General features: G+C 41.6%; 24 protein-coding genes. 15 read left to right on the plus strand and 9 right to left on the minus strand.

The genetic code is table 11. The features are described 5' to 3' along the window. Window positions 1–65 precede the first annotated feature (65 nt). The gene (locus H6G28_RS22530) at window positions 66–734 is read right to left on the minus strand and encodes an N-acetylmuramidase family protein (RefSeq protein WP_190674327.1); all 669 of its coding nucleotides are present in this window, start codon (window positions 732–734) and stop codon (window positions 66–68) included. A gap of 360 nt (window positions 735–1094) precedes the next feature. Between H6G28_RS22530 and H6G28_RS22535 the strand changes: the two genes are divergently transcribed. Then, complete coding sequence (locus tag H6G28_RS22535) at window positions 1095–1712, plus strand: Uma2 family endonuclease (protein ID WP_190674330.1); 618 nt, start codon at window positions 1095–1097, stop codon at window positions 1710–1712. A 171-nt stretch (window positions 1713–1883) separates the two neighbouring features. Here H6G28_RS22535 and H6G28_RS22540 read toward each other — a convergent pair whose 3' ends face one another. Further along, window positions 1884–3176 (minus strand): APC family permease, encoded by a 1293-nt coding sequence (locus H6G28_RS22540; protein ID WP_190674333.1) that lies wholly within the window; start codon window positions 3174–3176, stop codon window positions 1884–1886. A 455-nt stretch (window positions 3177–3631) separates the two neighbouring features. Here H6G28_RS22540 and H6G28_RS22545 point away from each other — a divergent pair, with 455 nt between their 5' ends. Next, window positions 3632–5356: an iron uptake porin gene (locus H6G28_RS22545; RefSeq protein ID WP_190674336.1), complete on the plus strand. Its 1725-nt coding sequence runs from the start codon at window positions 3632–3634 to the stop codon at window positions 5354–5356. A gap of 128 nt (window positions 5357–5484) precedes the next feature. On the opposite strand, the gene H6G28_RS22550 is transcribed toward H6G28_RS22545, so the two are convergent. Together H6G28_RS22550 and H6G28_RS22555 are read right to left on the minus strand one after the other, a co-directional pair. Beyond that, entirely contained in the window at window positions 5485–6078 is a 594-nt protein-coding gene (locus H6G28_RS22550) for a Uma2 family endonuclease (RefSeq protein WP_190674340.1), read from the minus strand. A 50-nt stretch (window positions 6079–6128) separates the two neighbouring features. Beyond that, window positions 6129–6722 (minus strand): Uma2 family endonuclease, encoded by a 594-nt coding sequence (locus H6G28_RS22555; protein ID WP_190674446.1) that lies wholly within the window; start codon window positions 6720–6722, stop codon window positions 6129–6131. A 90-nt stretch (window positions 6723–6812) separates the two neighbouring features. Here H6G28_RS22555 and H6G28_RS22560 point away from each other — a divergent pair, with 90 nt between their 5' ends. From H6G28_RS22560 to H6G28_RS22570, 3 genes are all read left to right on the plus strand, one after another. Beyond that, the gene (locus H6G28_RS22560; RefSeq protein WP_190674342.1) at window positions 6813–7178 is read left to right on the plus strand and encodes a hypothetical protein; all 366 of its coding nucleotides are present in this window, start codon (window positions 6813–6815) and stop codon (window positions 7176–7178) included. 95 nt (window positions 7179–7273) lie between these two features. Continuing rightward, on the plus strand, window positions 7274–7624 hold the full coding sequence (locus H6G28_RS22565; RefSeq protein WP_190594683.1) for a YtxH domain-containing protein: 351 nt from the start codon (window positions 7274–7276) through the stop codon (window positions 7622–7624). Window positions 7625–7636: 12 nt separating this feature from the next. Continuing rightward, on the plus strand, window positions 7637–8173 hold the full coding sequence (locus H6G28_RS22570; protein ID WP_190674345.1) for a hypothetical protein: 537 nt from the start codon (window positions 7637–7639) through the stop codon (window positions 8171–8173). A gap of 91 nt (window positions 8174–8264) precedes the next feature. Here H6G28_RS22570 and H6G28_RS22575 read toward each other — a convergent pair whose 3' ends face one another. Together H6G28_RS22575 and H6G28_RS22580 are read right to left on the minus strand one after the other, a co-directional pair. Continuing rightward, window positions 8265–8612, minus strand: coding sequence for a hypothetical protein (locus tag H6G28_RS22575; protein WP_190594685.1), 348 nt, complete (start codon window positions 8610–8612; stop codon window positions 8265–8267). Between the two features lie 175 nt (window positions 8613–8787). Further along, window positions 8788–9348, minus strand: a complete 561-nt coding sequence (locus tag H6G28_RS22580) for a DUF3611 family protein (RefSeq protein ID WP_190594686.1) — start codon at window positions 9346–9348, stop codon at window positions 8788–8790. A gap of 617 nt (window positions 9349–9965) precedes the next feature. Here H6G28_RS22580 and H6G28_RS22585 point away from each other — a divergent pair. Beyond that, window positions 9966–10313, plus strand: coding sequence for a PadR family transcriptional regulator (locus H6G28_RS22585; RefSeq protein WP_062298395.1), 348 nt, complete (start codon window positions 9966–9968; stop codon window positions 10311–10313). 52 nt (window positions 10314–10365) lie between these two features. After that, entirely contained in the window at window positions 10366–10899 is a 534-nt protein-coding gene (locus H6G28_RS22590) for a cofactor assembly of complex C subunit B (RefSeq protein WP_190594687.1), read from the plus strand. Between the two features lie 401 nt (window positions 10900–11300). Here H6G28_RS22590 and H6G28_RS22595 read toward each other — a convergent pair whose 3' ends face one another. Further along, window positions 11301–11618: a DUF3155 domain-containing protein gene (locus tag H6G28_RS22595; RefSeq protein WP_062294629.1), complete on the minus strand. Its 318-nt coding sequence runs from the start codon at window positions 11616–11618 to the stop codon at window positions 11301–11303. Window positions 11619–11901: 283 nt separating this feature from the next. On the opposite strand from H6G28_RS22595, the gene H6G28_RS37430 reads away from it, so the two are divergent. After that, window positions 11902–12033 (plus strand): hypothetical protein, encoded by a 132-nt coding sequence (locus tag H6G28_RS37430; RefSeq protein ID WP_277880549.1) that lies wholly within the window; start codon window positions 11902–11904, stop codon window positions 12031–12033. 70 nt (window positions 12034–12103) lie between these two features. Continuing rightward, window positions 12104–13447: a GAF domain-containing sensor histidine kinase gene (locus H6G28_RS22600; RefSeq protein WP_190674348.1), complete on the plus strand. Its 1344-nt coding sequence runs from the start codon at window positions 12104–12106 to the stop codon at window positions 13445–13447. Between the two features lie 78 nt (window positions 13448–13525). On the opposite strand, the gene H6G28_RS22605 is transcribed toward H6G28_RS22600, so the two are convergent. After that, window positions 13526–14767, minus strand: a complete 1242-nt coding sequence (locus tag H6G28_RS22605; RefSeq protein ID WP_190594689.1) for an S-layer homology domain-containing protein — start codon at window positions 14765–14767, stop codon at window positions 13526–13528. 295 nt (window positions 14768–15062) lie between these two features. Further along, window positions 15063–15770 (minus strand): conjugal transfer protein TrbI, encoded by a 708-nt coding sequence (locus H6G28_RS22610; RefSeq protein ID WP_190594690.1) that lies wholly within the window; start codon window positions 15768–15770, stop codon window positions 15063–15065. Between the two features lie 496 nt (window positions 15771–16266). On the opposite strand from H6G28_RS22610, the gene H6G28_RS22615 reads away from it, so the two are divergent. From H6G28_RS22615 to gap, 6 genes are all read left to right on the plus strand, one after another. After that, window positions 16267–16914 (plus strand): class I SAM-dependent methyltransferase, encoded by a 648-nt coding sequence (locus H6G28_RS22615; RefSeq protein WP_190674351.1) that lies wholly within the window; start codon window positions 16267–16269, stop codon window positions 16912–16914. A gap of 596 nt (window positions 16915–17510) precedes the next feature. Further along, on the plus strand, window positions 17511–20537 hold the full coding sequence (sbcC, locus tag H6G28_RS22620) for an exonuclease subunit SbcC (protein ID WP_190674354.1): 3027 nt from the start codon (window positions 17511–17513) through the stop codon (window positions 20535–20537). Between the two features lie 206 nt (window positions 20538–20743). Continuing rightward, window positions 20744–21505 carry a hypothetical protein gene (locus H6G28_RS22625; RefSeq protein ID WP_190674356.1) on the plus strand — a complete coding sequence of 254 codons (762 nt, stop codon included), beginning with the start codon at window positions 20744–20746 and terminating at the stop codon, window positions 21503–21505. Beyond that, window positions 21480–21656: a hypothetical protein gene (locus H6G28_RS22630; RefSeq protein ID WP_190594712.1), complete on the plus strand. Its 177-nt coding sequence runs from the start codon at window positions 21480–21482 to the stop codon at window positions 21654–21656. Before H6G28_RS22625 ends, H6G28_RS22630 begins: the two co-directional genes overlap by 26 nt. Window positions 21657–22198: 542 nt before the next feature. After that, window positions 22199–24580, plus strand: a complete 2382-nt coding sequence (locus tag H6G28_RS22635) for a phosphoketolase family protein (RefSeq protein WP_190594711.1) — start codon at window positions 22199–22201, stop codon at window positions 24578–24580. Between the two features lie 207 nt (window positions 24581–24787). Beyond that, on the plus strand, window positions 24788–25825 hold the full coding sequence (gap, locus tag H6G28_RS22640; RefSeq protein WP_190594710.1) for a type I glyceraldehyde-3-phosphate dehydrogenase: 1038 nt from the start codon (window positions 24788–24790) through the stop codon (window positions 25823–25825). The last annotated feature ends 230 nt before the right edge of the window (window positions 25826–26055 follow it).

Below are 26055 nucleotides of genomic sequence, written 5' to 3' on the forward strand. Positions count from 1 at the left end.
GGGGCTATATGTTGAAAGTGAATGCACACATCTTTGTGCTTCATTCCTGTAAGAAGAGAAAAATTCTATAGGGCTTTTTTGTAAGCTGCTTCCAACTTGGTATGATAGTTATTCTTTTTATAGCCAGGGCCATTGTAGCCCCTAGCAAAACCATCCCAATCTTTTCGCTTTAGCTCATCTAACAAATTATTATTCACAATAAAATTCATCATGTGTCTGGCTTGCCAGTACTCTCCAGCAAAGTTTTCTTCAATAAATTGCTGAATCGAAGCACAACCCGCAACAGGATAATTAAACCCCATCACTTGCCCCAATCCAAAAGATGCGCTTTTTAAAGCCTGAATTTCATCAAATGTCATGGCATCTAATAATCTGTCCCACTCGCTGGAACCACCTTTATATTTACTTTTATCCCAACTAGGGTAAGACAAATCAGGACGACTTTTAGAGACAGGTTTAGGAGTTAATTTATAAAACCAATGCCCTTCAAACAAAATTTTTGGGCGTGCTGGCGATTGTTCTTTCAATAAAAATCCAGAACCATTAGATTCAACTTCCATCACAGCTTTTACTAAGGCGACTTCTAGTCCAAATTCATTACTTAAATCTTTATAATCTGATTCAGATAATGCTGTTTGAACATATCCTGAAGGAATAGTACAAATAGATTTTCTACCATCTGGATAAGTAATTAAGGGAAAGGCATATTTGATTCCTGTGTTTACTGGTTTCATAATTTTTCAATCCATTTGATTAAATCAACAACTTACAGCAGTTTTCATTGTTAAGAGGTACACAAAAATAGGCAGAGTGTCTCTATGCCCCTATCGAGGTGTACTTGACTCAACGGAGAAATGCTGGATAAAAAGTATCTTCTATGAATACTTTCATCTTAATTTGCCAGAAATATGCAGAAAATAGGTTAAAAATTCATGAAAACTGTTAATATTCATCAAGAGACAACGAACAGTTGACGTTTTTTAGTACTGATGCAATATTCCAGCAATATCTCAATGTCTCAATTTTTTGGGCGACCAATTCGGGAGCGTTTAGATTAGAGATAATGTTTCCACAGTCGTAATCATTGATTATCTATGACTCAAGCCATCCCCAATTTAGTCACCTTTGCGGAATTTATCGATCGCCTACGTGAAAATTCCGGGGTACGCTACGAATTACATAATGGAAGTATTGTTGAAATGGCACAACCAGTAGGAGACCATGAGGAAGTCAAAGGGTTTTTAGGTATCGAAATTCCTTGTGAAATCAGACGTTTAGGACTTCTCTACATTATCCCCAATCAAGCTATTGTCAGACCACTAGAAAAAGATTCTGGTTATTTTCCCGATGTTTTAGTGCTGAATCGTCCCAATCTGGCAAATGAACCATTATGGAAAAAAGAATCTGTGGTCAGTTTAGGTGCATCAATACCTTTGGTAATTGAGGTTGTGTCAACCAACTGGCGAGATGATTACTACTTAAAATACGCTGATTACGAAGAGATGGGTATCCCCGAATACTGGATTATAGATTACGCAGCATTGGGTGGACGTAATTTTATTGGGAATCCCAAACAACCAACCATCTCTGTTTGTAATTTAGTTGAGGGAGAATATCAGGTTAGTAAGTTCCGAGATGATGACCGAATTATCTCCCACACTTTCCCTGACTTGAATCTCACCCCAAACCAAATTTTTCAAGCAGGTTTGTAGATTTCACATAGCAGTCCTAGTTGATAGGTTAGCAACAAGGACAAGGGAGACAGGGTAGACAAGGGAGACAAGGGAGACAAGGGAGAGAGATGTTTATAAATCATTTAGGATTGCTATATCTGTAACCTCTCACCCTTAACCCATAACCTGTAACCTATAACCTGTAACCTGTCACCTCTCACCGACCATCCGTCGGATTTTGTGCCAAATTAAGCCAGCTACAATTAACCCTAAGCCGACTTGCCAGATAGCCGAGTCTACCCAAAAGGCGAGGAATAAACAAGATAACAAACCCAACCAGCCTACCCACACAGGATACAGTCTTTCAGATGGCAAAAGTTTGAGAGAAGCTAAGTTAGTAATTGCGTAGTAAATTAAAACACTAAAGGCGCTAAACGACCAAGTAGTTTTGACGTTACCCAACAAAACTAAAAGTGCGATCGCAATTCCCACGAAAATTACCGCCCAATATGGGGAATTTTGTTCGCGGTTGAGTCTGGCTAAAAATCTCGGTGCATCGGAACGGCGACCCATTGCCAACAACACACGGGATAAGCCTAAAATCAAGTTCAACAGCACACCTAACATTGCTGTCATTGCACCTATAGCTAACACCAAAGCGACACCAGAACCAGCCACATTCCGGGCCACTACTTCTAAAGGTGCGGCTTTGCTTTGCCCTACGGTATTACTTAAAAAATCTGCCCCTACAGCCCCAATTGCCACAGTAGCGACAACTATATATAACAGCATTGTCAGCAGCAAACAGATAATCATCGCTTTGGGTATTGTAACTCTGGGCGATCGCGCTTCTTCTCCCATTGTGGCAATACGTCCATAACCAGTGTAAGCCACAAACATCAAGGCGCTGGCGTGCAGTACCGCCCCAGGAGAAGTCGTAAAAAAAGGTGTTAAATTTGTCATTCCTACCGTGGCTGCACGAGGTAAACAAACCAACACAAATAAACCTAAAGACAGCAATGTCACCGAAACAATTACCGTATTAGCAGTATTAGACCGTCTAATCCCAGTTAATACAATTCCTGTGATCACTACTACCGCCAACATCGCCACAGGTACAAGCCAACTGTTACTCCACCCGCAAATATTCAGAAAATACCCAGCAAAACCCAACGCAGCCGTCGCCGCCGAAGCTGTTTTCGCTACTAAAAACATCCAACCTGCGGTAAAACCAAAAGCCGGAGTTAGATATTTATAACCATATTCATAAGTACCACCACTAACTGCATGATTAGCAGCTAACTGGGCGCTACTCAAACCATTACAAGTAGCTACAATTGCCCCAATTACCACCGCCAGAATTACTGCTGGCCCTGCTATCCCCGCCGCAATTCCAATACTGACAAATACACCCGTTCCGACAATCGAACCCAATCCCATCAGGGTTGCACCAAAAACACCTAACTCGCGTTTGAGTTGGGTTGGTGAATTGCTAACGGACATCTTTATGTATCTCCTGATTTAGAAAATTAGAGATGTTGGACTTATTGCTGAGGATATAGCAATCCCAAATGATTTACAAACATTTATCTCCTTTATCTACCTTCTCCCCCTTGTCTTGTCTCTTTAAAGTCTCTTATTCATATCTCAAATAGGAGGGCTATACCACTCTACAAAGATGGCAGAGATGCAGAATTTTGCTGCTTTGTCATTTGTAAAAATATATGATGTAAAAAATACATCAAAATCATGCTTTATTAGAATTGGTGTATTTAGCTAAATATCTTTGTCTTAATAGGCTGAAAAGCTTATAGAGAAGTATTTTTAGACTTTTTAATTTTTTTATACGAAAAAAGTAAAAATATTTTTTTGTATAGCTCAATACTTTTAAGCTGAGTATTTAGACATACAGTAATTGATACGAAAAACCTGAGTAATATTACTGGACAATTTCAATAATGTCTGATATTATGCGTCGTTCTTTGGGGATAGCATCAATAGTTATAGGGTTGAATGCGATCGCGGCAACAACTGTATCTGCCAATCCGACAATCCAAAGCAATGTAATTTCCGAGACAGATATTGCAGACTCGGAAAACGAGATTCAAGGTCAAGTAACATCAGTCTCGCAACTAACAGATGTGCAACCTACAGATTGGGCATTCCAAGCATTACAATCATTAGTTGAGCGTTATGGTTGTATTGCAGGCTACCCAAATAGCACCTATCGCGGTAATCGCGCCCTGACTCGTTATGAATTTGCCGCAGGTTTGAATGCTTGTTTGAATCGAGTTAATGAATTGATTGCCAGTAGTACAGCAGACTTAGTAACCAAAGAAGACTTAGCAACTTTACAAAAACTGCAAACAGATTTTGCTGATACTCTGGCAGAAGTCAGAGGCAGAGTTGATGCTTTAGAAAATCGTACAGCTATTTTAGAAAGTCAGCAATTTTCCACCACCACCAGGTTTAATGGAGAGGTGATTTTTAGTGTAGGCGGAGTTTATGGTGAGGATAGAGCCATAAACTCTGACCAATTTAGAGCAGGAGCCAGAGGTGGCGAGCGTTTGACAAATAATACAATATTTAGCGATCGCATCCGTCTTAACTTTGTTACTAGCTTTACTGGTAAAGACCAACTATTAACACGTTTAGAAGCGAATAACACCGCCGTTAATAATGCAGTTTCGGGTACAAACATGACCCGTCTCTCTTGGGATGGCAGCACCGATAACGGGTTTATACTTGGTAAATTATTTTATCGCTTCCCCGTAGGTGACAAACTCAACGTGATTGTTGACGCAATTGGGGGGGAATTTTACGACAACTTCAACAACTTCAACCCCTTGTTAGCATCAATTCCTTTAGGTGCAATTTCCCGCGCTGGTCGTTTTTCCCCCATCTATCGCGCCAGTAACACTGGTTCAGGTGCTGGTTTTGGTTCAGGCGTGAGTGTGAACTACAAACTCAGCGATGCGATTACTTTATCTGGCGGTTATCTTGCTAGAAGAGGTGAGAATCCCACTGCGGGAAGAGGTTTATTCGATGGTAGTTATGGCGCATTAGCACAATTGGCATTTCAACCAAACAAAGACCTTTCATTAGGATTAACCTACGCCCACTCCTACTTTAGCGGTGCGAATAATGATGTGGCAGTTTCCGGGTTATATGGTGGTGCTTTTGCCGACCAGCCCTTTGGCGCTGGCGCTGGAAGTACCAGTACAAGTCCCCGTGGAATCGCCACTTCTGCCAATCACTATAGTTTTCAAGCCAGCTATCGTTTAAATCCTAAATTTGTCTTGTCTGGTTGGGTGGGGTATAGTAGTGCGATCGCTGAAACTACATTTTCACCTAACGTCAATCGTGGTGATCAAGCAGATATCTGGAATTGGGCAGTGACTTTCGCTTTCCCAGACTTGGGTAAAAAAGGTAACTTAGGTGGGATTATCTTCGGTCAACCGCCAAAAGTTACAGACAATGACTTTGGTGAAAATGTACGAACTGCTACTAACGCCCGTCGGGAAGACTCTGATACCTCCTACCATTTAGAAGCATTGTATCGCTACCAAGTCAATGACAATATCTCAATTACACCAGGACTGCTGGTAATCTTTAACCCCGAACATAACAGCAACAACGATACAATTTACACTGGCATCATTCGGACTACATTCCGATTTTAGTAGTCCGCCACACCAACTATCTCAACTCATATATCCCCGACTTTTTGAAAAAGTCGGGGATCTGAACACCTGCAACCTGTCAAATGAAATTTCTCCTCGTTATGGGGAATCGAATATGTTCTCACATCTCAAGGATTAAGTATTGTAGTTAAAGATAAGATAAATCCTGGCAATACATCTTCACCAGACAATGTAGGTGGTTGTTCAACAGCAAAATTAATCACTTCCACTGCAATACCAGGGCGATAAATTTCTACTAAAGGTGTGAACGGATCAATCAACCAACCCAAACGCGCACCATTATCTCGATACTCCAGCATCTTATCCCGCAATTTTTTGAGAGAATCAGTTTGAGAACGCAGTTCAATCACAAAGTCAGGGCAAATGGGCGGAAAGCGGCGTTTTTGTTCAAGTGTCAGTGCATCCCAGCGTTCTTGCTTCACCCAGGAAGCATCCGGTGAACGATACGCACCATTTGGTAAGCGAAACTCTGTAGAAGAGTCAAACACTTTTCCCAGCTTGGTTTGACGATTCCATAAACTCAGTTCTGTGTTAATGTCTGAATTTCTAATACCGCTTTCGCCGCCAGTTGGTGGCATAATAATTAATTCTCCTTCGGCCGTGAGTTCGATATGCCATTCATCATTGGCTAGACATATTTGATAAAACTGCTCGTCTGTCAAACCTACTGCTGGTGGTATGTTGAGGGTGAGAGGTTCCATCGATATTGTGTCCATCAAAATTAATGAGGAATTACAAGTTCATCAAACGTTCAAGGATTGAGGATTGTAGTTAACAACAAAACAAACCCAGGTAAGACATCTTCACCAGACAATGTAGGTGGTTGTTCAACAGCAAAATTAATCACTTCCACTGCAATACCAGGGCGATAAATTTCTACTAAAGGTGTGAACGGATCAATTAACCAACCCAAACGAGCACCATTATCTCGATACTCCAGCATCTTATCCCGCAATTTTTTGAGAGAATCAGTTTGAGAACGCAGTTCAATCACAAAGTCAGGGCAAATGGGCGGAAAGCGTCTTTTTTGTTCAGGGGTTAGTGCATCCCAGCGTTCTTGCTTCACCCAAGAAACATCCGGCGAACGATACGCACCATTTGGTAAGCGAAACTCTGTAGAAGAGTCAAACACTTTTCCCAGCTTTGCTTGTTCATTCCAAATGTAAAGTTTAGCTGTCAATCCTGAATTTCTAATACCACTTTCGCCGCCAGTTGGTGGCATAATAATTAATTCTCCTTCGGCAGTGAGTTCGATACGCCATTCATCATTGGCTAGACATATTTGATAAAACTGCTCGTCTGTCAAACCTACTGCTGGTGGTATGTTGAGGGTGAGAGGTTCCATCGGTATTTTGCCCATCAGATTAATTTTATTATCTGCGATCGCAACTTCTACCAGACCCAAACATCAATCAAATTCTTACGTATGTAAACAATGGTTACAGTAGTAGTCATCATTAATACCCTCATTTCCCTATTGCTGTTCTACGTAGCTTGGCAAATCTGGCAAATTAAGGGAAGAATTGCATGGATAACTGATAGGTTAACCGCATATCAACAATGTAGCCAGAATCTCCTGTCCCAAGCACCCCAAAATCTGGATATCAGTCAGCAAAATATCCGCAACCTCAGACTGGGAAATCAATCTCTACAATTGCAACTTCAGCAAGTACGGCAAATTGTGAGTCTGCTATTGTTAGGACAGCGACTAAGTAAACGCTATATTCGTCAATCTCATTCTTTCGGGAGAACAAAGACAGTTCCCAAAACCAGAATAAACAACAGCAACCTTTCTCGTTGATCAATTGTCAAGATAAATTAACTCAATCAAAACATTCTGGTTATACAAGAGGAAACAAGCCACCTAAAATAAGTGTAAGGAGAGAAACAACTCAGATGTCTAATAACCGTTCTGGAGTCTTTATTGGCGGTATGATGCTAGGAGCAACCATCGGTGCTTTAACCGGTTTGCTAATTGCTCCGCGCACAGGACGCGAAACTCGTAAACTTTTGAAAAAGTCTGCTGATGCCATCCCAGAATTAGCGGAAGATTTATCAACAAGTGTACAAATTCAGGCAGATCGTCTGTCTGCTAACGCATTACGTAACTGGGATGAAACTTTGGATAGACTCAAAGAAGCGATCGCAGCTGGCATTGATGCTAGTCAGCGCGAAAGTCAAGTTTTGCATCGGCAAACAACCGAAGAAGACTCAGATTCAATTCCCCAGCCGTTGGAACGCTCATAGATAGCATAAGCCGTGATTGACCCCCTATTTTGGTTGGGACTGTCCCTACTCTTAGTCGCCGCCAGCTTAACTGCTGTTTTAGTGGCGGCCATACCCGCATTGCTAGAAGTAGCCCGCGCCGCCCGCAGTGCCGAAAAGTTGTTTGATACCCTATCGCGGGAGTTACCACCTACTTTAAATTCTATCCGCACCACTGGTATCGAAATCACTGACTTAACTAATGATGTCAGTGAAGGTGTCAAAAGTGCTAGTCAAGTCGTTCAACAAGTTGATCAAAGCATTGATGGTGCAAAAAAACAAGCCCAAAATCTTCAAGTTGGGACTCGTAGCTTTGCAGTTGGGATAAAAACTGCGTGGAAGACCTTTGTGCGTCAGAAATCCTCTAAGCGCACAGTAGAACGTTTACCAATTACCGAAAAACCACAGCTAACATTACGAGAACGAGAAGCCTTACGCCAGGAAAATCGCCGCACCAAAACCGAAGCCTATCGTTCTAATAATGTTTCTAATTGGGATAATAATTCTGAAGATGACAACTATCTTTCTTAAGTTGAGATCAACAGGATTTAGTATGAATTTAAATCCCAAAAACTGATCAATAAAACTGTAACCTATAACCTCTCACCTGTAATCTGCTATATCAATTTTTAGAGTCTGTAGTTATAGTTGTGGAATTGGTTTGAGCCAAAATGGTGTCGTTACCAACTTGGCCGTTACTGTCAGTAGCTGTAAATGTTCTAGTATTAATTGTCATCTGCTCTTTATCATCCCTATTCTGCCCAGGGGAAGGTAGCCAGTATGCTAAAACGCTAGTCACCCCACCCCAGTAGAGTGCTGTATTCTGATCATTACTTGGTTTTGACACCAATTGAAAAATACACAGTCCCAACACCACAGCACTAAAAGCAACTTGTACACCAAATCTCCAAGCACTCTGATCAAAATTTTGTCTTGGTTGATTTCTCCTGGGGTCAAATGAATTTGTCATAATATCCTCAAAAGATAAATTTCATCCTCAAGTAAGCTTTAATACTACTTATGAGTAGTAAGTTTTTTTACAACTATATGCTAAGTTACAAGCTTGTGTAAGTTGGTTTCGGAAAAGTTAAACGTAAACTTTTGCTTACTGACAGGAAAATTTTTAATCAGCCAAGAAAATCAGGTTATGGGCGGTTGATGCGGTTGATCAGCCAAAGCGATGCCACTAATCCAGCAAAGTGGGCGGAAACGGTGTTAGTGTTTGCCTGAACTACCAACATATCCAAACCACTAATAATCCGCGTTGGATCAAAAAATTGTGTAGTGATGGCTTGGGGAGAGATTGATCTAGCTACCAAAGTCCCAACGATCGCCTGCGCTCCTAAAAGTGTTACCAAAGTCCCAATCAAATTTATCCACAAGCCTAAGCGTAATACTTGTACAGTTTCGATTTTGCGTGGGCGATTACTGGGATTTGAAGATTCTAGTTGTCTGCCAATTCTGGTGTAGCGAAAAGCAATATAAATACCCGCACCCAACACAATTAACCCACAGACAGCCAGAAATACTCCAAATCCAGTCCCTGGATTATTACTAGGGCTACCGGCTCTTTGGGAGAAAATAGCAAACAATAACACAATGATGCTGGAAACTACCCCTAGCACTAGCTGAATCCAAAAACTAATCCAACCTATGAGACGGAATGTTTGAGCGATCGCTCGCAGGGCATCGGAATTTTGCGACATACTAATTAATATACTTAGCACTTGCTAGATTTGCTTAGGACTTACGCAGTGAGACCAAAAATCAAGGGTTTGGGCGAGTCTGGGGTGTACGGGTATCAGGGTGTATGTATTCAAAACCCTTACACCGTTCGGCTGGCGCTCACGGCGAAGCTCCTTCACCCATTCTTCACAGATCATCTTAGTGCGTAAGTCTTATTACTATCACACTTACCAGATGACCTATGAGTAGCTCAAGTAGAACTTTGTCATGAAAGAAAATTTACAGACAAAATCGCATTTTACTTGTAAAATTTCTTCGATGGCATTTTATGCTTATGCAGTTCTAATCGGCTCGGCATCATTTGACACCAATTACAGTGGCTATGCCTCTGTCTTTCTTGCTCCTCACCACACTGCCTAGAGCTTAAATAGGAGGGTATATCTTACACTCCTTAGAGTTTCGCTTGTATCCCATGACTTTATCTGCGTGGGGCATATTTGTTTTACTTTTTTTACGTTGACGCTTTGACAATCCTGCCTAGTGTCTCTGTATGAATGCTTACTTTTAGTAGTACTACATACGGAACACAAGGATGATAAACCCCACACTAGGGCATTTTTTTAGCCATTCACCAACCATGAAACTTGAGGATATATATCAATTCTTTGAAAATCCTCCGCCAACTTACCTCTGTCAGGAACTAGCAATTTGTTACATACTGTCTGTCTTACTGCAAGGTGAATCCTACGGCACCGAGTTAATTCAACGTTTAGAAACTGAGTATCCAACCTATCGGCTTTCAGATACCGTGCTTTATAGTGCGATCAAATTTCTGGAAGACGAAAGGGCAATTAATGGGTATTGGAAGAAACTCGAAGGACGAGGACGACCGAGGCGGATGTACCAAGTTTCTCCAGAATGGCAAGTTCAAGCGCAGGATTTAACACGTCTTTGGCAAGAGTACATCAACGGGAGGACAAATTAACTAATAATTAATAATGAATAAATCTCCTCCCGTTAAACACTAACAATCAGTTATGGATACTGCTATTCTGCCATCTACGTTTCTGCTCACCTTGTTGTTATTAGTTGGGTTGTTTTTCTTTATTCGTGCTGCTACCAAAGACCGCACAGAAACGGCTCAACTAATATCTGAGCAGGACGAAGCTGTATTAATGCCTCAATTACAGGATTATTTCCGTTCCCGGTCTTACCGAGTGGCAGAGGTAGACCGAGATCAAAATCAAGTCACATTTGAGGGTTTTGTCCAACCCAGCTTATTTTTAGCAATTTTTTTAACCCTACTTGCAACTGTAGGTTTAATTTGTTTATCTTTTGTTTTGTCACTGCTTCTGCCCAACATAAGCAGTTTTTTTCTGGGAATAATTCTGTTAGCACCTTTGAGCGGTCTATTTTATTGGAAAAAAGCAGGAAGAACCGAGAAAGTCTTACTTCATCTGCAAAAAGCTAATCAAGATGAACCCAACTCTCCGGGTAAGATTACTGTAACTGCCCATCGAGATGAACTGATTGAGTTACAGAAGGCACTCAACTTAAAGCTGAGTGATTAAATTTTGTTTTTTAAGCTGTTTCTAGTGATTCACAAAGAAGAAATAAACAATAGGGAGTAGGAAAGAGGATTTGTGGGATGTAAAATTTCTCTGTAACGAAACGTTTGAGAGAAAAATGTATCTTGTAACGTAGCCTTCCAAAGCAAAGTACAACTCTACTGTTGCTTTTAGATGCTCTTAATCACTCTTTCTCACTCCCTGATGTGTATTAGTTGATGATTCAACTCATACAAACCAAATTGGCTTGAATCAAGTTGTTTGTCCAACTGCCTGGACTACCCTCTACTGGCAAATCAGGCCCAAATTTAAAAAAAATTGAAAATTTTGCATAAACTGAGCAACTTTGCCAGTTAAATGAATATTCAGAACACATTCAACAACGTAAAAGTACCAATTCAAGTTCAACGTGCAGCTACTGCCACAGGTTCTGAACCAGCCGGAGCTTCTAACGTCCGTAGGCTGGGAAACAAGAAATGGTTTTCTTCGACGTATTGAGCTCCAAACAGACCTTTTTCTGCCCAGAAATATCGGTCTGTTGTGTGTTCATTGCGCTTTACGAGTAGCAGAGCTGGTGGCAAGATCCCTTCAGCCTGAATGAATTTCCGTGCTGCTGTCACAGGTTTTTCTTCGCCGCTTTCGATGCTATATTGAGGCACATGCTCTAAAATCCGCCGTCCTTCCTGGCGACGACGACTCTTCCGTTTCCGTCTCCTTGCCAACCTATTTTCCTCCTCTTTCAAGCTATTAGATTGTAGTGATAGCTACAAAATCCGTCGTAATTATAAAAGTTCTAGTTCAAAAAATCAAGAGTTTATAAACTTTTAATACAATAAAAATAATTTTTCTGAAGGCAAATAAATCACACAACTAGTAAAGTACACAATTTCTTTATTTGTACCATTATTTTAGAAGCTTTCGTTAAGCTTGATAAAAAGAGAGTTAGAATCAAGCAGATTCTTGAAGAAAAATTCAGGAGCCAGTATTCAGGAGTCAGAATTAATTATGAGTGAACCAGACCTGCCACTAATTCTAGATGTAGCCTTCCTGAAGGGTAAACCAGCAAATCTTAGATTTATGTGGAGTTTCACTGTCATTCACCTGTCAGTTACACTCAGTGTAGATTCTGTATTCTGACTCCTGAGTTCTGAGTTCTTTGTTGTCGAAAATTCCTTCAAAGCCTGTGATCCTGAGCAAGAAATGAAAAATGTTAATGTCTGCTAGTTCAGATTTTGTGGCTTTATGCCGAGAACAAATAACATTGTTAGCCCAAGGTTTGGGAGCTTCTTTAAGTGTGGTGTATTTAACACAAGAATTGGTAGAAGCGCCAACAACTGAGGCGAAACTTATTCCTGTGGTTGTTTATCCAGAAACCGCAGGATTACCACCTGAAGAAGAAAATACGGAAGTAAAAGCACGCAAACAGTTGCAAATTAGTAATATTTTGCTACTACCGCAACAGCAAAAAAGGTTACTAACCGCAGCTACAGAATCTCCGACTGATACAGAACAACCTAATTTCCAACAAGAGTATTTGCTGAGTGGACACCAGATTGTTATGCCTTTAGTTCATGAAGGTGTGATGATGGGATTACTGGTAACATGCAGAGAAGACCGGGCTTGGAATCAACAAGAGCAAAATACAATTCAAAAGATAGTTCAAACTTTGGCGATCGCTTGTGTTTTAGATCAGCGTCGCGCTTGGTTGCAACAGCAGCTACATCAACAACAAGTGCTGCAAGAACAGCAACGAGATTTATTAGATAACTTGCTGCACCAATTTCGCAATCCCTTGACAGCATTGCGGACTTTTGGCAAATTGCTATTTAAAAGACTGCGCCCAGGCGACCCAAACCGAGAAGTGGGGGCGAGTATTGTCCGAGAAAGCGATCGCCTCAAAGAATTATTGCAACAATTTGAGCAGGTTATTGACTGGTCAGAATTGGATGTAGCACCAAGGGCATTACCAGAAAATGAAGTGTTTGTAGAGGCAACTGTCCAAACAGAACCTAAACCGATTTTATTATTGCCAGGTACAGGTGAACAAGCCACGGATTGCTCTTTGTCTGATTTACTAGCACCATTATTACTATCAGCCAAAGCGATCGCTCAAGAACGACACCTGAAAATCAAAACTGATATTCCGAAAAGCTTACCTTTGGTGCGTGTTAATCTTAAAGCCTTACAAGAGGTATTGAATAACATTATTGATAATGCTTTGAAATACACACCCAAAGGCGGCAAAATTTTCATCCAAGTAGGTCAAACAAGAGATAGCTTTTTGGGTGTTGCTATTAGTGATACTGGGCCAGGAATCCCCCAAGAAGACATAGCACATTTGGGTGAAAGACATTACCGGGGTGTACAAGCCCAAACAGAAATTCCCGGTACAGGCTTGGGACTAGCGATCGCAAAACAATTAATCGAGCAAATGCAAGGTGAAATTGAAGTTTTCAGCCCCGCAATTACAACCGCGATCGCATCATCCGATGCACCAGGAACTACATTTATTATTTGGTTGCCAATTAGTCAAATGAAGTATGAAATGTGAAGTATGAAGTATGAAATGGGAAATTTTCTCCTTCATAACTTTGACTAAACTCTACACTAGCCCCTAGCGCCTTTCACACTATCTCACTGACACCAACAGATTTTGATTAATGGTCATTTCTAAATCTGTGTTGGGGTTAATGGCGATTAAATCAACACTGTTGCGACCGAAGAACAAGCCAATTAAACCACCGATCGCCCCACCACCGAGAACTTCTTCGGTTGCGATCGCGCGATCGCCTGTCACCGCAGATACCGCCGCCGCCGCCGCCGCACCTAAGACTGTATTGGTAATAATGGCTCTTGTACTAGTACCTTTGTTGACTGTTTCGGTTTTGGTAATCACATCAGAAGTAGCAGCAATTTGATACTCCTGACCTGTGGTTAACACTAGTTTTTGTCCTACGAATTGTGAACCGCCTTTGGCTGGTTTGAGTTGACCAACAACTTGACTACCAGCCGGAATTACCACAGTACCATCTTGGGTAACTACGTTTTGGTCAACAGTCAGTGTTAAAGGTGCAGTCTCATCTTTAGTTACCAAGATTTTTTTCGCTTGGTCATACTTCACAGGGATAACAGTTCCTTGGGGAATTGTAATTGAGACGGGTGTAGGTGTTGTGGGTTGAGACGCAACTATGTAAGGTGAGTTAATTGCCGAAGCTTGATTAGAACTCACTAAAGCTTGGTAAATAAAAGCTGCTACCTGGGCGCGTGTTGCAGTGGCATTTGGGCTGAGGAATTTAACATTAGGATAGTTGACCACAATTTGCTGTTCTGTCGCCGCCGCAATCGGACTACGGGCATAACTCGCAATTCCTGAAGCATCATTGAAGTATTGCAGAGTGCTTTCCACATTACCACTAGGGTTATATTGCAAACCATTAGCCAGGGAAACTAACACCTGTTGACGAGGAATCGCTTGATTTGGCTCAAAACGATTTCCAGGATATCCCGATAGGAAACCGATGGTATAAGCTTGCTGAATGGCGCTAGATGCCCAGAAATTGCTGGGTACATCCACAAAGTTGATTCCTTGTCGTTGTGGTGCTTTTGCAAAAGCCTTATTTACCATCGCAGCAAATTGAGCGCGGGTGACTGCTTCTTCTGGGCGGAAACTACCATCAGGAAAACCTGCAATTACACCCCGTTGTGACAATTCTTGAATAAATTGTGCTGCCCAATAATTAGAAGAAACATCTGTAAAAGTAGTTTGAGCTAAAGAAGGTGTAGCAGTTATAAAAGGTGCGACAGCGCCAGCAGTAATGGTCAAAGCCATGATTGCAGCAGTTTTAGATTGCCAACGATTTAAAGTAAACATTAATTTATGCCTCTTTACATTTATTTTGTTTCTGTTAATTACTTAGACCATTTTGGATATAAAAAGTTTCTATTATTTGATATTTTTGGGGAATATTTTTAGATTTAAGTTGCTGAAATAAATAGGTAATAAGTCATAGTATTTATGTGTCTGATTCATTACTTATTCCAGATGACATATTAGGAGTTAATGGTTATTTATCTCCGATATTTTTATCGATAAAAATGAAGCGATCGCCCAGACGTTGACACAGGCGATCGCTGATAGCATGATTAAATTCACGATGGAATTTTAGTTAATAGGTATTATTTCGAGAAATAACTAAATTGCTTGTCAATGTGATGTCCAAATCTTCTTCAGGTCTGAGAACAAACACATCAGCTTGGTTTTTCCGCAATAGCACACTCGCAGCAGCGCCAACCGCACCACCAGCCACAGGTTCTAACACTTCTATCCTTCTGTTACCAGTTAACAATGAAATAACAGTGGCCGCACCTGCACCAATAGCTGCATCGGTTAAAATTTGGCCAGTATTAGCACCTTTGCTGATTCTTTCTGTTTCGGTAATTGTGCGAGAATTCGCATTAATTGGTAATCTGCGACCAGAAGGAAAGACGAGTTCGGAAGCAACAAATCTCACACCCTTGCTATTATCACTATTTCTGTTGTTGGAGGAACTTCTGCCGTATAAATCGACAGGTTCTAATCTACCAACCACTTCAGTTCTAGCAGGAATTAAGACATTTCTATTTCTATCGATGATGTCGTTAGCTATTCTCAGCTTGATGGACATACTTTCGCCTGGGGTGATCACGATTTTTTCTTTTTCGTAAGTTACAGGCAAAGTTACATTAGCAGGAATTGTAGTTGAGCGTGATTGCCCAAGATTATATTGCGCTTGGGCGGGAGCTAATGCAATCATGGGAGCGATCGCACCTGCTGTAGTTAAGGCTATTGCCATGAATGCAGCAGTTCCAGATTTCAGCCGATAAAGGTGTGTCATAACAAAATTTACGTTTATGTGTGTGACCTGATGTAATGACGAGGTGTTACTGAGATTGTTTCTGACTCATCGTGGAACTATCTCTCGGCATATTCCGTAGGTAAGACTGATTGAATGACGAGGAGTATTTGCTGTGGTTCCACCAAATTTTACACTTTTAAAATATGTTGCTCACCCAAGATTTTGATACTTCTAATTGACGCAAATTTACTAAATTTGTTCCATCATCATTTTGTTTTACATTTTATAGGACTCATATTTGATTTGGGAAAAAAATCAGTACACTCAGATCAGGCTGCTTTCCTACTCCCTACTCCCCATTCCCTACTCCCTGCCTACACAAATAGATTCAGAAATCAAATCGGATTCCTATATATCTAAAAATAAAAGTATTTACACCATCATATAATATACAAAATATGACAAATATATCTTGTCAAAGTGTTGCATAACATAGTTACAACAAGGCATTTACTTAGACATTAATGGTAAGTTTATGCAAGTAGTCAAAATAATTGATGCCTACAATCACGGTGCAGTAGATTATGAACAGATTATGCTGCGCTACTGGCACATTGAGCGTCAACCACTGATTGATTCCCTACAACTTCAACCAGGACAAACTGTGCTGGATGCTGCTGTCGGCACAGGATTAAATCTTCCGGCTTATCCCCCAGGTGTGAGCGTTGTGGGTGTAGATTTATCTGAAAAAATGATCAATGAAGCCCAGAAAAAAACTGTCGCCGCAGATATCACTTTTAAAGTTGCTGATTTGCTAAATTTGGATTTTGCTGATAATAGCTTTGATGCTGCTGCATCGGGTTTTACACTGTGTGTTGTCGCTGATCCTGTACGCGCTTTGAGTGAAATTTTACGTGTTACAAAATCCGGTGCATTAATCGCAATTCTCGATTATTGTAAATCACGAGATCCAGAGATTGAGAAATGGCAGGAATTAATCTATGATGCCGCTTTAGAATTAGGTTTTCCCACAGGCAAGATTAAGTGGAATGCGTTGATGGATTACGATGAATTGATTTATCACAGCAAGTTGCCGATTGAGGTACTGCAAGATGAGCGTATCGAAAATCCCAACCCGTTTTTATGTGGTTGTCAATTACTGCTGCGAAATTTGAAGGGTTAGGTTCAATAAATATATAGCAGCCCTAATTGAGAAATGAACAAAAGAGACAAGGTAGATAAGGTAGAGAGATGTTTGTATATCATTCAGGATTGCTATATAGCAATTCTATCTGAGTTGTGAAAAAGTATTCTTTTTAACGAACCGCATAGACGCGGTAGCGGCTTCCCGCAGGGTAGGGCGCAAAGGACACAAAGAAAGAGAAAGAGGAAAAGAAAGAGATTTCACAAATGATTTAGGATTGCTATAGTAGAGACTTTGTATACAAAGTCTCTACAGTAAAAATAAATTGTCTCTCAAGCTTACATCTCTTTATTAACAAAATAATTTGTGGCGTTGCTGAATCGAGGTATGAATTTAAATGTAGAGACGTTTCATGAAACGTCCCTACAAGGGTTTTATCAGAAAACAAATTGATTTTCATACATGAAATCAGCAACGCCTAATTTGCCAGAAGGGAAAAACTTGCTCATCATATTGTTAATTTTCGTAAAATTACGGACTTAAAGACTAGAATACTGATATCTACCTAGCTAAACTATCTAGAGTGCATCTGTACTGCTTGTTGATGAAAACCTAGATGTGGCGCTATTGCCTCAATGATTCCAGTACAACTTATCCTCAAAAACTTCCTTAGTTACCGTGATGCTACTTTAGATTTTCGTGGTTTGCATACGGCTTGTATTTCTGGTTCTAATGGTGCGGGTAAATCGTCTTTGCTTGAGGCGATTACATGGGCAATTTGGGGTGAAAGTCGTGCTGCTGTTGAAGATGACGTGATTCACGCCGGGGCTAAAGAAGTCCGCGTTGATTTCACGTTTCACATTAACCAGCAACTTTATCGCGTCATTCGCACCAGAATTAGAGGTGCAACCAGTGTTTTAGAATTTCAAATCGAAACGCCTGCTGGTTTTCGTCCGTTGACTGGTAAAGGAGTACGGGCAACTCAGGATTTGATTTTAGAACATATCAAACTCGATTACGATACTTTTATTAATTCTGCTTACTTGCGTCAAGGTCGTGCAGATGAATTTATGTTGAAGCGCCCGACAGAACGAAAGGAAATTTTGGCAGAGTTGTTAAAACTCACCCAGTATGATGATTTGGAAGAACGGGCGAAAGAATCTTCCCGACAATATAAAGCCAGGGTGGAAGAATTAGAGCGTTCTTTGGAAGCGATTAAAATTCAATTGCAACAACGAGAACTTACAGAAGCGCAACGGGTAGAATTAGAAGCGGAACTGAATCAACTACAACAAGTACAAGCTTTTGAGAATATTCAATTACAAAGTTTGCAGGTTGTCCAGCACCAGCGACAAAATTGGGAACAACAACTGAGCTTTGTAAGGCAACAATACCAAAATTTAACCCAAGATTGCGATCGCCTCCACCAAGAACAATCATCTGTTAAAACGCAACTGGCGGAGTTAGCCGCAATCTTAAATCAAGAAGCAGACATTAAAAACGGTTACGCCCATTATCAAAGTCTCCAATCTCAAGAAGAAGCTTTTGCGGCTAAATTTGAACAACACACCCGCGCCACAGCCCTCCGTCAACAAAAACAGCAGCAATTAACTCAGCAAATTCACGAAATTGAAAGACAACTCCAACAAGTCCAAGCACAACTGGAAGCGTTAGCACAGCAAGAACAGGAAATTCAGCACACCCTCAGTAAATCAGGCGAAGTCGAAGCCGCATTAGGACAACTCAACGCCGCCCGTCGTCGGGTGACGCAGTTGGATGAATTACAGATGCAGGTTTCGCCTTTATTGCAACAGCGTCAAAGTTTGCAAACTTATTTAGATAGAATCCAAGCTAGTTTAGTCGCCAGATTAGAACAAATCCAAGCCACAGAAAATCAACTACAACGCGCCTCCCAACGTCACCCGGAACTACAACAAGCGGTGATGGCGGTGGCGATGCAAATTGAACAAATGGAGAAAGAAAAAGTTCATTTGCAACGGGTTCAAGAAAAAGGGCAAGAAAGAAGACACTTTATTGAGCGCCTGCAAGGACAACAACGAGAATATGAGAGGTTATTAGGCGAATTAGACCAAAAATTGCGAATGCTTCGCAACCCTGATGCAATTTGCCCATTGTGCGAACGTCCATTAGATGAGCATCATTGGAACCGAGTCGCAGAAAAAACGAAAGCTGAGTACAAGGATACAGAGGAACAGCTATGGGTATTCCGCGAACAACTGGCTTGTACAGACAGAGAAATTCAGGTATTAAGACAGAAATATCGGGAAATATCCCAAAATTTAGCTCCTTATGACTCTTTGCGGGAACATCGCGGGCAATTAGCCGCCCAATTAGAATCCACCAGTGATGCAGAACAACAGTTACAACAACTGGCACAGGAAAGACAACATTTAGAGCGATCGCTCCAAGTGGGTGATTATGCCCAAGATAAACAGCAAGAACTGAGAAAATTAGACGAATATCTGCAACAATTAAATTACAATGAGCAAGACCACGCCCTAGCGCGGAGTGAAGTCGAAAGATGGCGCTGGGCAGAAATTAAACAAGGGCAAATTAAAGACGCACTCAAACGCCAAACCCAACTAACCGCCCGCAAACCAGAATTACAAGCAACTATCACCCAATTACAAACCAGAATCCAGCAAGAACAAATTGATTCTGAGTGCGCCCAACAAATTACCGCCCTAGAGCGTCAAATTACAGAAATTGGTTATAGTGCAGAGCAGCATAATAACCTACGTCAAGCCGTCCGCCAAAGTCAAGGTTGGCAGTTACGTTATCAACAATTACTCTCAGCCCAACAGCAATATCCCCAATTGCAAGGCAGATTACAAGAACTAGAAGCGGCGAAAACTACTCGGTTGAACGAACGACAACAACTCGCCAGCCAAATTGATGAAATTGTCCAACAACTAGCCCAGTCTGCCAACCCGATTGAGCAAATTCAAGCTTTAGAACAGCAATTAGCTATCCGTAGACGACAACTTGATGAACAAATTGCCAAATTAGGGCGTTTAGAACAACTCGCGCTGCAACTAGAAACTTTACAAGTGCAGTATGAACAACAACAACAACAACTGCAAGCTTGTAAGAAACAGTACCGTGTTTACCACGAGTTAGCTTTGGCGTTTGGTAAAAATGGTATCCAAGCACTGATGATTGAAAACGTACTACCGCAACTAGAAGCTGAGACAAATCAATTATTAGCGCGGTTGAGTGCCAATCAGTTGCATGTGCAGTTTGTTACTCAAAAAGCTGGACGTAGCGGCAAATCTACCAAGAAAAATGCCAAGTTGATTGATACCTTAGATATTTTAATTGCCGATGCCAAAGGAACCCGCGCTTATGAGACTTACTCTGGTGGGGAAGCCTTTAGAATTAACTTTGCCATTCGGTTAGCAATGGCGAAATTATTAGCACAACGGGCGGGGGCGGCGTTGCAATTGTTAATTATTGACGAAGGTTTTGGTACACAAGATGCCGAAGGATGCGATCGCTTAATTGCCGCCATAAATGCGATCGCTGCTGATTTCGCCTGTATACTGACAGTAACTCACATGCCCCACCTCAAAGAAGCCTTTCAAGCCAGAATTGAAGTGCATAAAACTCAACAAGGTTCACAGGTAAGGTTGTCGGTTTAGTAGAGACACGCAATTTCCCGTTTTTCTTGCGGTTCTAAGTTAGATGTACACAACTGGATTAAGCCTAAATAATTTGTAGTTGGTAATTTTAGTAGCGAAATTTAGCATAAAACATAGCAAAACTAGTGAAATGACTGAATAGGGTACTGTTATTGACATTTGTCAATTAACAGATTGCACCTTATTCATGATTTTGGAGCAATACAGTGTCAAAAACCTCCTTAGCAGCACGACTTTTGACTAATGTTGGAACTGCATTAGCTTTTACCCTTTTATCCTTTGTCTATCCAGAAGTAAGCACAGCACAGTCTCTAAGGACTATATGTGGCTTCACACCTCCGCCTGGTTATGTGGCTGTTGGTTATCGTTATTTACCTGAATGCCGTACAGGAGGAACTACAGATACTTCGCCAAATGCTGTTACCATCCGAACTCCCTCATCAGGATTAACGATATGCGGCTTCACACCCCCTAATGGTTATGTGGCTGTTAGTTATACTTATTCGTCGGAATGCCGTAAAGAAGGACTTTCAGGTACTTCACAAAATGCTGCTGTTATCCGAACTCCCTCATTAGGATTAACGATATGCGGCTTTACACCCCCGACTGGTTATGTGGCTGTTAATTATATTTATGCGTCAGGATGTCGTACAGGATTAAGTACAGGTACTTCACAAAATGCTGCTACCATCCGAACTCCCTCTTCAAGATTAACGATATGTGGCTTCACACCCCCGACTGGTTATGTGGCTGTTCGTTATACTTATGTGTTGGAATGCCGTCAGCAACAAACGACAAGTACATCTGACAACGCCAGTATTATCGATACTCCCGTTACAGGGTTAACAATATGTGGTTTGACACCACCTTCCGGTTATGTGGCTACTCGTTATGTTTATACCTCTGACTGTGATAGAGGAGGAACTATAGGTAATGCTAACAATGCCTCTGTCATCGCATCTATATGAGGGCAGAGTAGGCTCACCCGCATTTGATGTGAAGTATTACCTGGATAGATATCCTGACTTAAAGCAAGCTTACGGCACTAATTACAAAGCTGCCACTGAACATGGGTTAAATCAAGGTTTACCTATTGAGGGCAGAATTGGAGCGCCTTAAAAATTCGATGGAGAATTCAAATGATTGCTTATTCTCAATTGTTGCTGTTCTGGGAAATGTTTGTGATTTAAAAGCAAGCTATGGATTCTCCATCTAACACTATGATTCAATTCTGATTTCGGTGATCATTAAATGAATGTAGAAAACTGACAGATGCACGCAGATAAATTCGTACCTTCACAGACTAGTGAAGGCTAGAGTCTTTAATATTTTTTAGTAAAAGTAATATTTCTTTAATAAGATTATCTTTTCTAAACCAACTTCTGTAGTGAATTTTGGACGTTTGTCATAAATGGTTTAAAAAAATCTTAAAACTAGCGAACCATCTTGGTTACATCTGCTACTCTCTCAAGCAGGAGATATTCGGGAATTATTTATCACTCACTAAAAATTTTCGCACCAGCGATCGCAACAACAAAGTACAAGTTTTTCCTGATTGGCGCTGGAAAAAATTTGTCATGAGTAGGATGGCCGTTATTGCATAGACCACTACACTAGCTTACGAAACAAGGTCAAAATCCTGTTGTATACGGAAATTTGTTATGACTTTAGCAATCTCTCCACAAACAAAGCCTTTAACAGACGAAGAATTGCAGAAAATTAACGCCTACTGGCGGGCGGCGAACTATTTGTCAGTAGGGCAAATCTATCTCCTAGACAATCCACTGCTAAGAGAAACCCTGAAAATCGAACACGTCAAACCCCGACTTTTAGGGCATTGGGGAACAACACCAGGGTTGAATTTGATTTATGTCCACCTCAACCGCATCATTAAAAAATATGATACGGACATCATTTATATTGCTGGCCCTGGTCATGGTGGCCCTGGTTTAGTTGCGAACACCTACCTAGAAGGAACTTACAGCGAATATTATCCCAACATTTCTCAAGATGCTGAGGGAATGCAGCAGCTATTCAAGCAGTTTTCTTTCCCCGGTGGGATTCCTAGCCATGTCGCCCCCGAAACCCCTGGTTCAATTCACGAAGGTGGGGAATTAGGTTATGCCTTAGTTCATGCTTACGGTGCAGCTTTTGACAACCCTGATTTGATTGTGGCGGCGGTTGTAGGTGATGGTGAAGCCGAAACCGGGGCTTTAGCTGCTAGTTGGCATTCTAATAAGTTTCTCAACCCTGTAAATGACGGGGCAGTTTTGCCGATTCTGCATCTTAACGGCTATAAAATTGCTAACCCAACAGTGTTGTCACGGTTAAGCGATGAAGAATTAGAAAGCTTATTTGTGGGTTATGGCTATAAACCTTACTTTGTCGAAGGTTCTGAACCCACAGACGTGCATCAACAGATGGCAGCAACCTTAGATACAATCATTTCCGAAATTCAAAACATCCAAAGAGAAGCCCGCGTACATGGATTTACAGAACGTCCACGCTGGCCGATGATTATTTTGCGAACTCCCAAAGGCTGGACAGGGCCAAAAGAGGTTGATGGCAAGAAAACCGAAGATTTTTGGCGATCGCATCAAGTCCCCTTTGGAGCGATCGCTCAACAGCCACAACATTTAAAATTACTCGAAGACTGGATGAAGAGTTACAAACCCGAAGAACTCTTCGACGCAAACGGTAAACTCATTCCCGAACTCGCCCAATTAGCCCCCACAGGCCTGCGGCGGATGGGCGATAATCCCCACGCCAACGGCGGTATCTTGTTGCGTGATTTGCGAATGCCCAACTTCCAAGATTATGCCGTACATATTCCCCAACCCGGCAAAGTCGAAGCAGAAGCCACCAAAGTCACAGGCCAATTCCTCCGGGATGTGATGAAACTCAACCTCGACAGCCGGAATTTCCGCGTTTTTGGCCCTGATGAAACCGCCTCCAATCGTTTAGATGCCATCTTTGAAGTCACTGATAGAACTTGGGTTTCCAAAATCCTGCCCGAAGACGAACACCTCTCACCCAACGGTCGGGTAATGGAAATTCTCAGCGAAACCAATTGTCAAGGTTGGTTAGAAGGCTATCTCCTGACTGGTCGTCATGGATTCTTCTCCTGCTACGAAGCATTTATCCATATCATTGACTCCATGTTCAACCAGCACGCCAAATGGTTGAAAACCACCCGCCATATTTCCTGGCGCAGACCAGTTGCTTCCCTAAATTACTTACTCACCTCTCACGTTTGGCGACAAGACCACAACGGCTTCTCGCACCAAGACCCTGGTTTTATCGACCATGTAGTCAACAAAAAATCAGAAGTAATTCGCGTCTATCTTCCCCCCGATGCCAACACCTTACTTTCTGTTACCGACCACTGCCTAAGAAGCCGGAACTATGTCAACGTGATTATTGCCGGCAAACAACCAGCCTTGCAGTATCTGGATATGGATGCAGCCATTAAACACTGCACCAAAGGCATAGGCATTTGGGAATGGGCAAGTAACGACCAAGGTAGTGAACCAGATGTAGTCATGGCTTGTGCTGGGGATGTACCCACCTTAGAAACCTTGGCGGCTGTGGATATGCTGCGTCAATTCTTCCCAGACTTAAAAGTTAGGGTGGTCAACGTCGTTGATTTGATGACATTACAGCCAAAAAGTGAGCATCCTCACGGTTTAAGTACCAAAGACTTCGATACAATTTTCACAACCGATAAACCAATTATCTTCGCCTTTCATGGCTATCCTTGGTTAATCCATCGGTTAACCTATCGGCAAACCAATCATCAGAACCTCCATGTCCGTGGTTACAAAGAAGAAGGCACGACCACAACACCCTTTGATATGGTGGTTCTCAACGACCTCGATCGCTATCATCTAGTTATGGATGTAATCGATCGCGTGCCGAAACTAGGTTACAAAGCCGCATACATCAAACAACACCTGCAAGATAAGCTGATCGAACACAAACACTACATTTCCCAGTACGGCGAAGATATGCCCGAAATCCGCAACTGGCAGTGGCCGTATTAAAACAGTGAACAGTTATCAGTTATCAGTAAACAGTGAACTGATAACTGATAACTGATAAAATCCCAAAACCTTAAAACATCTCTAACAAAATGCGTTTAGGTGTCTAAGACTGTCACGATCAGCTCAGTCAGACCAAAATTAACCCAGCTAAATGCCGCGCTGAAACGGAGAACAGACCTGGGTTGTTCTCAATTAGGAGGTTGAATTTTGACGAAGTTAAAAGTTGGTATTAATGGATTTGGTCGTATTGGCCGGCTAGTGCTGCGGGCTGGCATTTATAACCCTAACATTGAGTTTGTGGGGATTAACGACTTAGTACCACCAGATAACCTCGCTTACCTGTTGAAATATGATTCCACTCACGGTAAGTTTAAAGGCAAAGTGGAAGCCAAGGAAGATGGCATTGTCATTGATGGACATTTTGTTCCTTGTGTTTCCGTGAGGAATCCTGCGGAATTGCCTTGGGGTAAATTAGGCGCAGATTATGTAGTGGAATCTACTGGACTCTTCACTGATTATGAAGGCGCAAGCAAACACCTAACAGCAGGTGCAAAGCGCGTTGTTATCTCTGCCCCTACAAAAGAGCCAGACAGAGTTAAGACTTTGCTGATGGGTGTAAATCATCACTTATTCGACCCCAGCAAAGATTTAGTTGTTTCCAATGCCAGCTGCACTACAAATTGTCTCGCTCCCATTGCCAAAGTCATCAATGATCAATTTGGTTTAACCGAAGGCTTGATGACTACAGTACATGCCATGACTGCCACTCAACCCACCGTAGACGGCCCCAGTAAAAAAGACTGGCGGGGTGGTCGAGGCGCAGCCCAAAATATTATTCCTTCATCCACGGGTGCAGCAAAAGCAGTGGCTTTGGTATTGCCAGAATTAAAGGGTAAGTTAACCGGAATGGCTTTTCGCGTTCCTACCCCTGACGTTTCAGTGGTTGACCTCACCTTTAAAACTGCAAAAGCTACTAGTTACAAAGAAATCTGTGCAGCTATGAAGGAAGCTGCAACAGGTGAATTAGCCGGAATTTTAGGCTACACCGACGAAGAAGTCGTATCTACAGATTTTCAGGGTGATACTCATTCCAGTATTTTCGACGCAGGTGCCGGAATTGAGTTAAACTCCAACTTCTTCAAAGTTGTTTCTTGGTATGACAACGAATGGGGCTACTCGAACCGGGTGGTAGACCTGTTGTTATCGATGGCACAAAAAGAACAACTGTTGACTGTAGCAGCTTAATAAAGTCTGAAGTGTGAAGTATGAAGTATGAAATTTATACTTTAGCTTTCGCACTTCAGACTTCATAAAAAAGTGTTTTTACATACATAAGGAGTGATATGAAGCACAAGTGATATAGATGCAGGCAATTCTGGAAAGCATTGATAGCGGTAGTCAGAAAGACTAGGAAATTTCAAAAGTACTAATACTTTTGACTTTTGGTTTTTTACTTTTGACTTCTCCGGCAAAGC

The sequence above is a fragment of the Nostoc sp. FACHB-190 genome (genome assembly GCF_014696905.1).
Lineage (GTDB): Bacteria > Cyanobacteriota > Cyanobacteriia > Cyanobacteriales > Nostocaceae > Nostoc_B.